The 15103-nt window shown below is 59.2% G+C and carries 7 protein-coding genes; 2 read left to right on the top strand and 5 right to left on the bottom strand.

Features of this window, described 5'->3' with window-relative positions; all coding sequences use genetic code 11:
* Window positions 1–62 precede the first annotated feature (62 nt).
* From AC0WRY_RS20480 to rfbC, 5 genes are all read right to left on the bottom strand, one after another.
* Window positions 63–6413 (bottom strand): DUF4082 domain-containing protein, encoded by a 6351-nt coding sequence (locus AC0WRY_RS20480; RefSeq protein WP_491120695.1) that lies wholly within the window; start codon window positions 6411–6413, stop codon window positions 63–65.
* 339 nt (window positions 6414–6752) lie between these two features.
* Entirely contained in the window at window positions 6753–7655 is a 903-nt protein-coding gene (gene rfbA / locus AC0WRY_RS20485) for a glucose-1-phosphate thymidylyltransferase RfbA (RefSeq protein WP_491120697.1), read from the bottom strand.
* Window positions 7564–8553 carry a dTDP-4-dehydrorhamnose reductase gene (gene rfbD, locus AC0WRY_RS20490; RefSeq protein ID WP_491120699.1) on the bottom strand — a complete coding sequence of 330 codons (990 nt, stop codon included), beginning with the start codon at window positions 8551–8553 and terminating at the stop codon, window positions 7564–7566. The genes rfbA and rfbD overlap by 92 nt, the downstream gene beginning before the upstream one ends.
* Window positions 8554–8561: 8 nt before the next feature.
* The gene (gene rfbB / locus AC0WRY_RS20495; RefSeq protein WP_491120701.1) at window positions 8562–9620 is read right to left on the bottom strand and encodes a dTDP-glucose 4,6-dehydratase; all 1059 of its coding nucleotides are present in this window, start codon (window positions 9618–9620) and stop codon (window positions 8562–8564) included.
* 10 nt (window positions 9621–9630) lie between these two features.
* Window positions 9631–10188: a dTDP-4-dehydrorhamnose 3,5-epimerase gene (gene rfbC / locus AC0WRY_RS20500; RefSeq protein WP_194402593.1), complete on the bottom strand. Its 558-nt coding sequence runs from the start codon at window positions 10186–10188 to the stop codon at window positions 9631–9633.
* A 296-nt stretch (window positions 10189–10484) separates the two neighbouring features.
* On the opposite strand from rfbC, the gene AC0WRY_RS20505 reads away from it, so the two are divergent.
* Entirely contained in the window at window positions 10485–12818 is a 2334-nt protein-coding gene (locus tag AC0WRY_RS20505; protein ID WP_491120703.1) for a Wzz/FepE/Etk N-terminal domain-containing protein, read from the top strand.
* 69 nt (window positions 12819–12887) lie between these two features.
* Window positions 12888–14975 carry a hypothetical protein gene (locus AC0WRY_RS20510; protein ID WP_491120705.1) on the top strand — a complete coding sequence of 696 codons (2088 nt, stop codon included), beginning with the start codon at window positions 12888–12890 and terminating at the stop codon, window positions 14973–14975.
* Window positions 14976–15103: the final 128 nt, after the last annotated feature.

Raw genomic sequence — 15103 nt, forward strand, 5'->3', positions numbered from 1 at the left:
AACGGGCGACGCGATCGTTCGTGATAGGCTCGACATGATCTCCCTTTCTTGTCTATGCAGCTCTATGCAGCGAGCTGCGGCCTGAAGAGTACGTCGACCGCATAGCTGGTCGCGCCGAAGCTGTTGGTCGGAAACAGGCTGCCGGATCCATACGCGTAGACTCCGTTGCCTCCGCTCGACGACGATGACGGAGCCGTTAGTGGTCCGTTCGTCACCGCATTGGCAAACAGATTTGGATCGTCCGAATAGTTGCCCGCAGTGTGGTAGGAGGCGACATAGGTCGTCCCTGCCGTGATCGTAACCGGTGTCGCGAAGTTCACCTGCTGCCAGCCGCTCGCCGTCTCGTTGGTGAACGTGGCAGTGGCCAGCAGGGCCCCTGTGGTGGTCCAGAGATCGGCGACATGCTGACCCGTGTTGGATGGCCCCTTGTAGAAGCGCAGGCCTACAATGTCGCCCGACACGGACGCCTGGAACTTCATGCCAAGCTCGACCGAATTCGGATCATTAACCGTCACGACGCTGGGCGTTGGATTGGAGCTGAACAGGCTTACGGTGGTTGCCGACGGCGCATGAACGGTCACGCTCGCACTAGCGCTTGCTGAGCCGCCCCTCCCGTCGGAAACGGCGTAGTTGAATGATGCCGGCCCGGTATACCCGTCGGCGGGAGTGAACGTCACCGTGTTGTTCTGGGCACTGAAACTGACGGTGCCGCTGACAGCCCCGCTGACGCCCGTGATTGTCAGCGCGTCCCCATTCGGATCGGTATCGTTTGCGAGAAGGGCCGACCCGGAAATACTGAGCGGCACGTTTTGGGTGGCGTTGAAGCCACTGTCGTTATTGGCGACCGGAGGCTGGTTCGTGCCGCCAGCGGCATTGCTGAACAAGACATCGACCCAATAATTGGTCGCCCCGAACGTGCTGGTCGGAAACATATTTCCCGTTCCGTAGGTGTAGACACCATTGGTGCTCGCGAAGGCCGTGAGCGGGCCACTCGTTCGCGCGGTGGTGAAATAGTTCGGCGTATCGGCGTAGTGGCTGTTGCTGTGGAAGCTCGCGACGTAGGTGGCTCCGGCCGCGATCGATACCGGGCTACTGAATGTGAGGGTCTGCCAGCCGCTGCTGCTCTCGTTGGAGAAGGTCGCGCTGGCGAGCAGCGTTCCCGTACTGCTCCACAGTGATCCGGTGTGAGTGCCTGTGTCGTTCGGACTCTTGTAGTACTTGATGCCGGTAATCGTGCCGGCAGCCGAGGACGTAAATCGGACACCAAGATTGACCTGAGATGTGTCGGACGTCGACAGCACCGAAGGCGTATCGGAAGCGGAGAACAAGCTGATGGAGGTCGCGCCCACCGCGATATTGAACGTTTCGCTCACCGTGAGACCACCGAGATCCGTCGCGACGGTCTTCAGGCTGAGCGTGCCGATGTCGGCTGAGGTCGGCGTGCCACTGAAAGTCCGTGTCGAGCCGTCGAAAGCCAACCAGGCAGGAAGCGCCGAGCCGTCGGCGGCAGTTGCCGTGTAGGTGAGTGTGTCGCCGGTATCGACGTCGGTGAAGGTGCCGGCCGGCAGCGTCAGCGAGAACGCCGAGCCCACCGTTGCGGTCTGGCTGCCGGTCTGGATCGCAAGTACCGGCGCATCATTTGCGCCATGAATGGTGATCGTGAGCGTTGTCGACGATGTCGCGCCGGCGGCATCACGCATTGTATAACTGAAGACGTCCGACAGCGTGGTGGACGCAAGCCGCAGGGCCTGCACGGCCGCATCCGTCTCATTGACCGTGTAGGTGAAGGCGCCTGACGCGTTGAGCACGAGACTTCCATGAGCGCCGTTCAGAGCGGCGCCGAGCGTGCCGGGGGTCGAACCGAAGCTGACCGCAGTCACGGTCTTGGTGTCGCCGGCATCTGGATCAGTGTCGTTGGTCAGCACGTTTCCCGCGGCGGACGCCCCCGCGGTGCTGTTGTTGACACCGCCTTTCTCGGTCGCGTCGCCCGCGTCGGCAATCGCTGTCGGCGGCGTGTTCGGGGTCGTCGTTACGGTGATATTGAACGTTTCGCTTGCAGCAAGGCTACCGAGATCGGTCGCGGTCGTCTTCACGCTTAGCGTACCAACATCGGCCGACGATGGAGTACCGCTGAAAGTCCGGGTTGATGGGGCAAAGGTGAGCCAGGCAGGAAGTGCGGAGCCGCTGGCTGTCGTCGCTGCGTAGGTGAGCGAATCGCCGGAATCGACGTCGGTGAAGGTGCCGGCCGACAGCGTCAGCGAGAACGCCGAACCCACCGTTGCGGTTTGGCTGCCGGTCTGGATCGCAAGTACCGGCGCATCATTTGCTCCATGAATGGTGATCGTGAGCGTTGTCGAGGATGTCGCGCCGGCGGCATCACGCATTGTATAATTGAAGACGTCCGACAGCGTGGTGGACGCAAGCCGCAGGGCCTGCACGGCCGCATCCGTCTCATTGACTGTATAGGTGAAGGCGCCTGACGCGTTGAGCACGAGACTTCCATGAGCGCCGTTCAGAGCGGCGCCGAGCGTGCCGGAGGTCGAACCGAAGCTGACCGCAGTCACGGTCTTGGTGTCGCCGGCATCTGGATCAGTGTCGTTGGTCAGCACGTTTCCCGCGGCGGACGACCCCCCGGTGCTGTTGTTGACACCGCCTTTCTCGGTCGCGTCGCCCGCGTCGGCAACCGCTGTCGGCGGCGTGTTGGTACTCGCGGATCCGTTGAAAATCACGTCGACATAATAATTCGTTGCTTTGAAGACGTTCGATGGAAATATGGCTCCGGCTCCGTAACTATACACGCCATTTCCCGTGGCGGCAGCGCTCAGCTGGCCATTGGAGATCGAGGTGGTGAAATAGTTCTGAGTGTCTGAATAATTGCCGTTGGTGTGATAGGAAGCGACATACGTCGTGCCCGCGGTAATGGATATCGGGCTCGAGAAATTAACCTGCTGCCAACCGCTAGCGGTCTCACTCGCGAAGGTCGCGGTGCCGAGCAGCGTTCCGGTCGAACTCCAGAGATGCGCGACGTGGGTACCTGTGTTGAGCGAGCCCTTGTAGAAGCGCAGCCCCGTTATAGTTCCGTTGGCCGATGCGCTGAACTTGAGGCCCACCTCGACCGAGCTTGTGTCGCCGGAGTTGGCAACGCTTGGCGTGTCATTGGTGCCGAACAGGCTCTGGGCGGATAGCGGATAGTTGACATTGAGGAAGACCTGGCCCGTTCCGCTGGCGCCCGAGGCGTCCGTGATCGTATACGCGAATTGCGCCGCTCCCGCGTAATTAACGGCTGGATTGAATGTCACCGTCTGGGTTTGGACATTGTAACTTACGGAGCCGTTAGCCGGATTACTTACGCCACTGATCGAAAAGGACAGACCGGCCGGATCTGTATCGTTGGCGAGCAGTTCCGATGCCGCGATATTCAGCACACCGTTCTGCGTGACCTTGAAGCCGCTATCGTTGTTGGCCTGCGGCAGCTGGCTGGTATCCTTGAAGACAACATCGACCCAGTAATTGTCAGCATCCGTCATCGAGATATTGGAGGGGAAGAGCGGTCCCGGGCCATAAGCGTAGACGCCGTTCAGGCCGCCACCTGTCGCGGTCAATGAGCCGCTGGTGTGACCTGGATTGTCGAAATAGAAATCGGTCGTGGAATAGTGGCCGGTGTTGGTATGATAGGAGGCGATGTAGGTCACCCCGGCCTGTATATGGACCGGCGTCGTGAAGTTGACTTGTTGCCAGCCGCTTGCGGTTTCGTTGGTGAATGTTGCGCTGGCGAGCAGCGTCCCGGTCGACGTCCAGAGATCGCCGAGATGCGTCCCCGTGTTTTGAGTGCTCTTATAGAAGCGGATGCCTGTGATATCGCCGGAGGCTGCTGAAACGAACTTGAGCCCCAACTCCACGGCGGCGCTGTCCGGAGTGTTGACGACCGCCGGAGTGTCCGTGGGACTGAAGATCGTCAAATTCGAAGATGGCGTTACCGTGTAAGCAACGCCCGTGCCTGGGACTTCTAGGTTTAAACTGTCGTCGACGGCCCTGCTCTGGATCTTCAACTGTCCCGGCGCGCCTGCGGCAAACGTATAGGTCCAGGTGACATTGGACGCTCCCACGGTGCTGTTGGCCGGATGCCAGGTGCTGCCGCCGTCGGATGATACTTCAACACCACCGATGACCCCACCGGCGTCGCTTGCCGCTCCAGTCACGGTGATAGACTGGCCCTCCACAACGCTTGTGGCGGAGAGATTGGTAATCGTGGAGGTCGGATTCGTGTGGTCGGTCGATTGGGTGGCAATCACCAGGCTGGCCTGCAGCGTCGCAGGCTGAACGCCCATGTCAGCGAACAGGTTGACCATGGCCTGTTGGACATTCCGATCAGTCGGCGTTAGTGGGGCTATGTTGTACTGGTCATGGTCCGATGCAAGACCCCAGGACCAGAACACGGTGCCCGCGCCGAAAACAAGGGCACCACTCACGGGATCCCGAAACTCTACGAGACCGTGGGTGGCTGTACCGTTGCCCGTGGTATTGCCGTAATCGAGCAAGTACTTCGTGGTTTGCAGCGTGGTCGAGGAGACACTCACCAGACCGGCCGGGCGAAACCCATTATCCGGTGATGCGTCCCATTCATAGCCGAGCAGGTTCGGCGTCAGAGACGCAGTCTGGCCTTGCGCGGTCCCAGCAATCGGCGCGTTGCGCCAAAGCCTCAACTGCGTCATTCCATACGGGATCCTGATCGTGCCGTAGGAATCTCCGTCGACCTGGAAGACCGTTCCGGTCAGTGCGTTAGAGGGGATACCCGACATGCCTCCGGTCGACGCAAAGCGGGCGTCCATAAACGTTCCTGTCGCAGTCCCTGTCGGGTCGATCAATTGGTTGGCATGGGTGTCCTTGTACGAGATCAAAGTCCGATTGGCCGTGTGACTGGCATCAATGCTGGCTGACAGCCTGGTCTGCCAATACACTTCGTTGCCGCTCAGAAAAGTCAGATTGACGCCGGCATGGCCGGCCGCTTGGACGTTGGCGAACTGGCTGTCGGTCCAGTACTCGTCGTGACCCACATCCATATAGATTTGATGATTGAGCAGCAGCGATCCGTTTGTGGCCGCATCGATGCCCGAAATGTAAGAAACGTCGTATCCGTTCTGCTCGAGCCAATAGATTGCCGGATATTCGGCCGAAAATACCATGTCGTTGGAAGAGCTCGAGAGTCCGCCGTCGCGCGTGGTAATGGGACGATTGTAGCTCACGGCGTAGGCGGAGCCGTTCACGCCAGGTCCGTTGCCGCTGTAGAGATTGGCTCCGCCCCAAGGGTTATAGGCCTGCCAGGTCTGATCGGCGGTCTGAAACACGATCGCGCTTTGTGACGCATCATTGCGGACCACGAATGGAATTTGGAACACCTGTGTTCCGTCGATGACGTTGGCGATGTACACGCCAGAGACCGCGTCGGCCGGCACGTTCCAGGAGTCGGTCACGCTCCAATTGCCGGCATCGACCAGGCCGGTCGAGCTGTCTTTCAACGGCGCCGGTTGCACGACGGAGGTTGCAGCTTGATGCTGCACCGTCGTGATCAGCCTGGCGCCGTTGCCTCCGTAGTAACCAAGCCGGTAGACATCGATGTGATAGTTCGGCGTGCCCGTCTGGTTGTTGATCTTGAATTGGACGGACCCGCCGACATTAGTGCTTATCGCCGTCGTGAACCCTTGGATTTTGGTCGAATTTGCGCCAACATCAATCTGCCAGATGTTCGGCGATGTGCCTTGCTTCTGATTTTCCAGAACGATCGGGTTCGTAACTGGATCTGCAACGGCTGTGCCGCCCTGCCCATCACTTGCAAAGGTCCAGTTCGAGTCCTGGCCGGAGAACAGCAGGGTGACGTTGCCAGCTCCATTGCTGAAATCGACCGTGCTGATGTTTGAGCTCCGGTCGTAATGGACGGATGCTGACATCGTCGACGTGAAGGCGAGATCCCTGAGGTCTATCAGATTACCGGCTGAAAGCGGCCGATCCGGCGACGAACTTCCGATCAGGCCATGGAATTGGGCAGAGCGATCGAGAACCAAGGTGCCGACGTCCGTCTCGAAGGAGACGGTTATTCCAGAGAATGAACCGTTGACGAGTTGCCCGGAGACCGCCCCTCTGATCTCGAGAACTGATCTGTCGGCAATCGTGAAGTGTCCCGCTCCCCGAACCTCGCCTTTGAAGTCCGCTGCAACACTCCTTTCCCCGCTGGACCGTTCGAGCTTTATGCTGCCATTGTTGACAGTGTCACCTTCAACTACAAAGGAAGACTCTCGTCCGAGCGCAATAGCCGCGCCCGCATCAACTGTCAGGCTGCCGACATCAACATTGAGCCTGGTTGTGACGACATAAGATCCCGGGGCGTCGATGAAGGCGCCGGACACGGCGTCCGGCATGCCGCGGCTCCAGTTCGCAGCGACGTTCCAATAGCCGCCGCTCGAACTGATCCAATGCGTCGCATCGGCCCTGGAACGTGAAGGCCCAATCGCTCCCCGCAGATCGGACACCTGCCGGGCGGCTAAACCGCCGCTCCCGGACGCATTCCAGGGCGGCACTCCCGGCGAGAGCAAATCACTCTCGCTGAAATCACTCTCTCCCCAGAGGAGAGGCCTTGCTCGATAAAAAAAGCTCGCCTTTTGATATAGCATGGCCAGCCTACCAATCTCTCAAGGAATGCATCTAAATTAAATATGCAGCGCCAGTCAATTATTTAAAATAAAAATCACTAATTTAAATCAAGCGTCGGCTGCGACGTCGGTAGACATCCCGGGCAAGCGCAGGAGTTCGTTCAGATACTTGCCGTATCCGCTCTTCTCCAGTGGCTGAATCAGTCCGCGAAGCTGATCTTGACTGATGAATCCCTGGCGAAAGGCGACCTCCTCAACGCAAGCCACCTTCATGCCTTGCCGCTTTTCCAGCGTCTGGACGAACGTCCCTGCATCGATAAGCGACTCGACAGTGCCCGTATCCAACCATGCGAATCCCCTTCCCATGCGCTCGACGTGGAGAGCGCCGGCCGCGAGATAGCGCATTTGCAGATCGGTGATCTCGAGTTCTCCCCGGGGGGACGGTTCGACACTGCGGGCATACCGCACAACCCGGTTGTCGAAAAAATACAGACCGGTGACGGCCCAGTTCGATGTCGGCTTTCTCGGCTTCTCGTCGATTCGTAGTGGGCGGCCGGCGTCGTCAAACGTAACAACGCCGTACCGTTCAGGATCGCGCACGTGATACGCGAACACGGTTGCGCCTTCCTCGCGGGCCGCGGCTTTCACGAGCAGTTCGCGCAAACCGCCGCCGAAAAAGATGTTGTCCCCGAGTACCATCGCGACGCGATCAGTTCCGATGAAATCGGCGCCTACAATGAACGCTTCAGCAAGCCCGCCCGGGCGCGGTTGTTCGGCATAGCTGAGCCGGATTCCCCACTGGCTTCCGTTCCCGAGCAATCGCTCGAACTGGGGTCGGTCCGCCGGGGTCGTGATGATCAGGATCTCGCGGATGCCTGCCAGCATCAGTGTCGACAGCGGATAGTAGATCATCGGCTTGTCATAGATGGGCAGCAGCTGCTTGCTGACCACACGTGTGATCGGGTAGAGCCGTGTTCCGCTGCCGCCAGCCAGGACGATTCCCTTCAGCATCGGTGTCTGCTCCTTCGACAAGTTGGTCGAGACAGGTTTCGAGAGATTGGCGCCAGCAGGGTAATCGAATTCCAAACACGCGTTCTGCTTTGGATGACTCCAGGCGCGAGTTTACAGGCCTGCGCGCAGCGCTCGGATACTGCGCTGTCGTGATCGCTTCCAGCGTCGGCGGTCGCCGTCCCCGACGGGATAAACCATCGAAGATTGCCTCGGCAAAGCCGTGCCAGCTCGTTGTTCCCTGGCCGGCCACATGGAAGATGCCCGCCGCTGTGCGGCGGTCATCGGTGAGCGACCGCTGTGCAATTTTCAGCAGCGCTGCGGCCAGATCCGCGGCCGACGTTGGGCTTCCGGATTGGTCGCAAACGACCCTTACGATCGGGCGCGTTTCGGCCAGCCGCAACATTGTCCGAACGAAGTTGCTGCCTATCGAGCTGTAGATCCACGACGACCTGACGACGGTCGCCAGGGGATGCGCCGCCAATACGGCCGCCTCGCCGGCCAGCTTTGATGCACCGTATGTGTTCAGCGGCGCCGGCACGTCGGCCTCGTCATAAGCCTCGCGCTTGGCACCGTCGAAGACGTAATCGGTGGACAAGTGCAAAAATGGAAGGTTCCTCTGCCATGCAACATCCGCCAGCGCAGCCGCGCCGTCGCGATTGATGCTGAAGGCCTTTCCGACCTCGGACTCCGCGAGGTCTACAGCCGTGTAGGCCGCGGCATTAATGATCATGCAGGGGGCGATCGAGGCGACCGTTCTGTCGATCCCGTCCCGGACCTCAAGGTCGAGCTCCTCGCGCCCGAGGGCCACCGCAGACAGACCGCGAAGAGCAGCGGCATCACGAAGGCAGCTGCCCAATTGGCCATTTCGACCAGCAATCAGAATCGGTCGTTCGATCATTGGCAGCCTCAGTGTTGGGTGGCTGGAAGGCCAAGACGCGAGCCGTCGTAAACCATGCTGCGAGCCCGCGCCCACCAGGCGCCGCTGGCCAGATACCATTCCACCGTCTCGGCGAGACCTTGTTCGAAGCTTCGGGTCGGCCGCCAGCCCAGCTCGCTGCGAGCTTTGGACGCATCGATCGCGTAACGTGCGTCGTGTCCCGGACGATCCGGCACGAACGAAATCAACGATCGCCTCGCTGCTGGCCCGGGACGCAATCGATCAAGCGTTTCACAAATCTGGGTGACGACTTCCAGGTTGGAGCGTTCGCTGTCGCCGCCGAAATTATACTTCTCTCCGGCCCTGCCGTCGCTTAGCAGCCTGATCAGGCCTGCTGCGTGGTCCTCGACATGAAGCCAATCCCGCACGTTGCTTCCGTCGCCGTAGACAGGCAACGACTTGTATTCAATCGCATTGAGAATCGTCAGCGGAATGAGCTTTTCCGGGAATTGGAATGGTCCGTAGTTGTTCGAACAGTTCGACACGATCACCGGCAAGCCATAGGTCTTGTACCAGGCGAGCGCGAGGTGGTCCGAGGCCGCTTTGCTCGCTGAATAGGGAGAACTCGGCCGATAAGGGGTATCTTCCCGGAAGCAGTCGGCCGGCCCCAATGAACCGTACACCTCGTCCGTCGACACGTGTATGAACCTGAACTGTCTCTTCCGCTGACTCGACAGCCCGTCGTAATATCGCCTGGCTGCCTCCAGTAGATTGTAAGTGCCGACAATGTTGGTACTGATGAACGTTGCCGAGCCGGTAATCGACCGATCGACATGGCTTTCGGCCGCCAAATGGATAACCGCGCTCGGCTCCCATTTGTGGAATAAGCGAGTGACCGCCTCCTGATCGCAGATGTCGTGCTGTTCAAATCGATAGCGGCTGGTACCGTCGATGGAGGCCAATGAGGCCAAATTGGCTGCGTAGGTCAACTTGTCGACATTGACGACCGAGGCCTCAGCTTCCAAGGCCAATTGGCGGCAGACCGCGGACCCGATAAATCCCGCCCCACCCGTCACCAGAACACGCATGAGACGTCCTCTACTCAAACACGGGAGTAAGCTGACCGAAGGTGGGAAGCGCTCGATCCTTCGGCGAAAGCTGTGCCTCTGTGGCCTTCACCGGCCACTCAATTGCCAATTCGGGATCGGCCCAGTAGACGCCGCCATCGTGCTCCGGCGAGTAGACTTCATCGACTTTATAAAGGACGGTGGTTTGAGGCTCGAGCGTACAGAAGCCGTGAGCGAACCCTTTCGGAACGAGCAACTGCTCGTCACTCTCGCTATCCAACTTGACCGAGACGTGCTTGCCGAACGTCGGCGACCGACGCCGCAGATCGAGCACCACATCAAGGATCGCTCCTCTCAACACGCGAACGAGCTTGGCCTGCGCGAAGGGAGGCCGCTGGAAGTGCAATCCGCGAACCGTGCCGACGCGCTCGGAGCATGACTGATTGTCCTGGATAAAGTCTTGGGAAATCCCATTTTCGACAAACGCAGAGCGACGGAACGTTTCGCAGAAATAGCCCCGCGTATCGGAAAAACGCTTTAATCGGACGACCTTTACGTCCGGAATCGCCAAACTTCGCACTTCCAGCATGACCGCACGCTCCGATACGCAGCGCTATCGCTCGGACGATCGGCCTGATCTCCTAATGTCCTGAACCGAGCGCCTTCGCCAACCAGTTCCGCTTCGCTCCGTTCGCGGTAGACATCGGTTCAATCGGCCGTCGCACCCTTCCTCATCCCAATTAATTATTCCCACAATTAATGCCGCAGCTATATTTAATTGGCAATACAAATTTTATCCTATATATTATTTTAAATGTGACAGTGGCCCAATATCCGCCGCGGGATTGCTCCCGCGCGATTGCCGACAGCCGAGAGAAATGTCCGATGCTGCAGACCAATACGCTCCAGAACGATGGGTCACGTCTCCCTCCCCCCATTCAAATGCAGCTGAACCGACAGAGCACAGGAGGCATCGGCGAGCTCATTAAATTCGCGCTGGTATTTATACGGCGGCAATACCTCGTCATCATTTTCGTCACTGTCCTCGCAGGTGCCGCTAGCCTCGTTTACCTGAGACTGGTCTCGCCGGCCTATACGGCGCAGGTACAGGTCCTGTTCGAAAATCCAAGGGCGCAGTTCCTTCAGAAACAATCGCTTCTTTCCGAACCGCTCCTCGACGTTACCCAGATCGAGACGCAACTGCAGATCATCAAATCGCAGGCGACTGCTGCAACCGTGATCAAGCAGTTGAAATTGGCCGATCACCAAGACTTTAGGGAGGGACGGTCGCTGCAGTCCTGGTTGATGGGGTGGCTTCAACGATGGCGGCCAGATCCGTCAGAAGGTGCGCCACCTGCCCCGCGGGAGCAGCCCTCGGAAGCAACGATTGCAAGCTTTCTGGATCGCCTGTCTGCAGGTCGAGTTGGCTATAGTCACGTCATTGAAATCGCATTCACCGCGAGTGATCCAGCGCTGGCGGCAGAGATCGCGAACGCTATTGCGAGAGCCTACATCAATGATCAGCTCGAGGCGAAATTTGAAGCCACGCGAACTGCAACGAGTTGGCTGCAGGAACGGCTGCGGAGCCTCGGAGAGGAGGCGCTGACCGCCGAACGTGGAGTCGAGGCTTACAAATCTCAAAATAACATCGTATCGCCCGGGGGAAAGCCGATCGACGAGCAGCAGATCACAGAACTCAACACCCGGCTGGCTACCGCTCGCGCGCAGAGTTCAGAAGCCGCGGCCAAGCTGTCGCGCTACGAAGCTCTTCTCGGCGTCGACCCGGCAAAACCATCCTCGATCGGCAATCTGGACGCCATCGGCTCCGACGCGATGAACAGTCCAATCATTACATCGCTACGCCAGCAGTATCTCGAACTCGCCAGGCGTGAGGCCGAATTGTCCGCCCGCGTCGGCCGAGATCATCTCGCGGTGGTCAACGTTCGAAACAGGCTGCGCGAATTTCGCGTTTCCATTCTGGACGAGGTTAAGCGACTTTCCGAGATCAGCCGCAGCGAAGCCGAACTTGCAAAGCAGCGGCAGCAGGAGATCGAAAAGCGTCTTTCCGTGGCCATTGCGCAGTCGCGCCTCACGAACTCGGCGGAGCTGACAATAAGAGATTTGGAAAGTCGGGCGAAGAGTCTGCGGGCCCTCTACGACACATTCCTTCAGCAATATATGGGCTCGGCGCAGCAGGAGACCTTCCCGATCTCAGAAACCCGCATCATCTTCCCCGCTTCTGCCGCTCAAACCAAGAGCAAACCGAAAGCGAAGGTCGTGCTGAGCTTCGGTCTTCTGGGAGGGCTCGCGCTGGGACTGCTCCTAGGTTTCGTGCGAGACGTCATGGATCGCGTTTTCCGCACGTCTTCACAGCTAGAAGCAGCGCTGGACCTGCCTTGCCTATCCCTCGTGCCGATCCAGAGCTTGCCCAGGCAGCAAAGGTCGGCAGCTCGGCCGCAGCAGGCACAGGAAGCCCCGAACCAACGCATACTTCCGAGCGCTCCGGACATTCATCGCGCCGTCGTGAGCATGCCTCTCTCGCGGTACACTGAGGCGATCCGATCAATCAAGATCGCGATCGACCATAGCCCGGCGAAGACTCCCAACCAGGTGATTGGCGTGACTTCGGCCCTTCCAAATGAGGGCAAGACCACGATTGCCGCTTCCGTGGCACAACTTATCGGGCACAGCGGAAAGAAAGTGATCATCGTCGACTGCGATCTTCGGAATCCCTCGCTCTCGGCTCGGCTCGTCCCAAAGGCCGTGGATGGCATTATTGAAGTCTTGAAAGGGACTCGTTCACTCGAAGAGGCGGTATGGCGGGATCCGAACACGACTCTTGCCGTTCTTCCGGCCGTTCAGCGTGGGTCCGTACTTCACTCAAGCGAACTCTTGTGCGACGGCTCGATCTGCAGGCTGTTTGATCGTCTGCGACAAAGCTATGACTATATCATTGTCGATCTTCCGCCGCTGAGCCCGCTTGTCGACGTACGGGTCACCGCTCCTCTGATCGATTGCTACGTTCTCGTCGTCGAGTGGGGACGCACGAAGATCGACGTCGTGCAGCATGCACTGCACACCGCCCCGACGATCTCGGACTCGCTGATCGGCGCAGTACTGAACAAGACTGACATCAAGGCGATGGCCCGATACGACGCCCACCGAAGCGATTATTACGATGACAGTCACTACGTTCGATATGGTCTTTCGAGCTCCTGAGCGGCCTTTCGCCATGCATCATGAGCCTGCCGGTCCAAGCGTTGACTCAAGCCCGAGGGGTGACGTTGTATGCTGGACAAGTTTCTGATTGTGGCACTCTTGGTGTCCGTCGCCGCGGCTTTTGCAACACCCGAATTTCCGCAAGCGCAAGTTCTTTGTCCTGCTCTTCTCGCGATCGCGGTGCTGGCAGCCGCAGTTTTCACCTCATCCTTCGCAATCGCGCGCCTGGTACGACGGTTACGACTGTTTCTGCTCGTCATTCTCGTTGTACCGGCGGTCTACATGACTGTTCAACTCGTTCCAATTCCGATCCACGGGGCCGGCAATCCGATATGGGCCGCTGCATCGGCTGCATTGAATGCCCCCCCTTCTGAACGGCTCACGGTGGACATCGATGCAACCGTGCAAGCATTCTTGCAATACATTGCTGCTGTCGCCCTCGCGCTCATCGCGGCCATCGTCGCGCTGGATAAACAGCGCGCGTGGCAACTCCTCACCATGCTAGTCTCGGTCTCAGCGATCGTCAGTGCGTACTTGCTAATGCGACAGATGATGGGAGCTGACGGTCTCTCGCCCGTCGGCACTCCCGTACCCGTCGTGACCGACGCAGCACCCTCGGTGCTGGGCTTGGTGATGTCGGCAGCGATGGCGGCCCGCGCGTTCGAGGAATGCCGCCAGGCCAAGCAACTCTCGTTTCAGCTGGCGGCGCCCTTATCGTTCGCAATGCTGGCAACGTTTCTCTGCCTGTCGGCGATCCTTGCCAGGGCAGACGGAACGGGAACTGCTATAGCTGCACTGCTTGGAGCGGGAATCGTTTTCGCCGCGTTCGCGATCCAGAACTGGTTCTATGGGGTTTGGGGAATGGCGAGCGTGTTTGCCACGGCCGCAATTCTCTTTTTGGCGGCCTTCACCCTGCTGCCGGTGAGGCCGAATACCGATCTCGCGATCGCCCTATCCGCGCAGCACCCGGCGGCGACTGAACGGATGCTGCAAGATGCCGGCCAAGTTGGGTCCGGTGCAGGAACGTACGTGGCGCTGCTGCCGATCCACCGCGATATCGGAGGGCCTTCATCGCGAGAGCGGCCGACCGCTGCCGCCGTCATCGCCATCGAAATGGGCCGCCCTTTCCTGTATGGGCTGTTGATAGTTGCGGTACTTGCCGCCTCGGCTTTGCTTAGATGTTCCCTGCAGCGAAGGCGGGACTACGCTTACGCCGCTATTGGTTCTGGTGCTGCGGCTGCGCTAGCCATGCTGGCCTTGGTCGAGGACGGCATTCTCGAGTTCGGCACATCGCTGTTGGCGGCGGCCGCGTTAGGGTTGGCAGTTGCCCAAAGCCAGCGTGATACGGCTACTGCGGCCTTGTCGCCGCAATCAACGCGCTCCGTAAGGGAGCCGGATAGCTCGGATCCGGCATCTAAGCCAGCCCGCCAACATGGCAATGTATCCATGCGTATTGGATTGGGCTCTGTCGCTGTCGCCCTGTGCGCGCAAACGGTCTGGCTATACGCTCACCCGCGGTATCCGAGCGGATTGCCGCTTGAAGCGCCTTCCGTCAACCAAGCGGCACGCCAGGCGTCCGTAGGGGCGCCGCGTTCGGGCTCACTGCGCGGGGACGGCGATTTGCATCCGAGGACACCTGTTCTTGAACCGTTGCCCATCGCCAACGAAGCCGCAGCGTCAAAGCCGGAGATCGGAGCCGATCCGGCTGCGCCGACTGCATTGGCACGGGCACTGCAGTACTCACCGCTACGAGGTGATCTTTGGCTCAAGCTAGCGGCGCTCTCGAGGGAGCAGAGATCGGCGGAATACGACGTCGCAGCTCTACTGAAACTGTCGTACTACACAGCGCCAAGCGATTTGGCCTTACTTCCGCTACGGCTGACTGTCGCTCTCGGCGAGGTCTCGACGGCAAACGAGCCGGAACTGCGTGAACTCGTGCAACGTGACATCAAGATTGCCCTGACCAAACAGCCCAATCTCCGCCCCGCTCTTGTTGCCGCCTATCAGTCGGCGTCCGCGGAAGGAAAGAGCATGGTGAACAATCTGATTGCGGAGCGGGATTCAGCCGCTCTTCAAGGGAAGGAAATCCGGGCTCCTGCGCCCGGAACGGTCGTCTCTCCACCGAACAGTGCACCGGGCCGCGGCACCGGTCGGTAACTCCCGAGGTATTTTGCTCGATCCGATAATCCGCACGGGTCGAACCTCACCAAGCGCGGCCAATATTTAAGTTCAATATTTTCACTTGAAAAATTCAATAAATTAATAATAGATTAAATGCTGGTCAG

This window comes from Bradyrhizobium sp. T-12 (genome assembly GCF_058314695.1).

Bases quoted from the DNA above. Each gene is read 5' to 3' on its own strand.
- rfbD (WP_491120699.1), bottom strand. From the start codon at position 8,553: ATGATCGAACGACCGATTCTGATTGCTGGTCGAAATGGCCAATTGGGC.
- rfbB (WP_491120701.1), bottom strand. From the start codon at position 9,620: ATGCGTGTTCTGGTGACGGGTGGGGCGGGATTTATCGGGTCCGCGGTC.
- AC0WRY_RS20510 (WP_491120705.1), top strand. From the start codon at position 12,888: ATGCTGGACAAGTTTCTGATTGTGGCACTCTTGGTGTCCGTCGCCGCG.
- AC0WRY_RS20480 (WP_491120695.1), bottom strand. From the start codon at position 6,413: ATGCCGGACGCCGTGTCCGGCGCCTTCATCGACGCCCCGGGATCTTAT.
- rfbA (WP_491120697.1), bottom strand. From the start codon at position 7,655: ATGCTGAAGGGAATCGTCCTGGCTGGCGGCAGCGGAACACGGCTCTAC.
- rfbC (WP_194402593.1), bottom strand. From the start codon at position 10,188: ATGCTGGAAGTGCGAAGTTTGGCGATTCCGGACGTAAAGGTCGTCCGA.
- AC0WRY_RS20505 (WP_491120703.1), top strand. From the start codon at position 10,485: ATGCTGCAGACCAATACGCTCCAGAACGATGGGTCACGTCTCCCTCCC.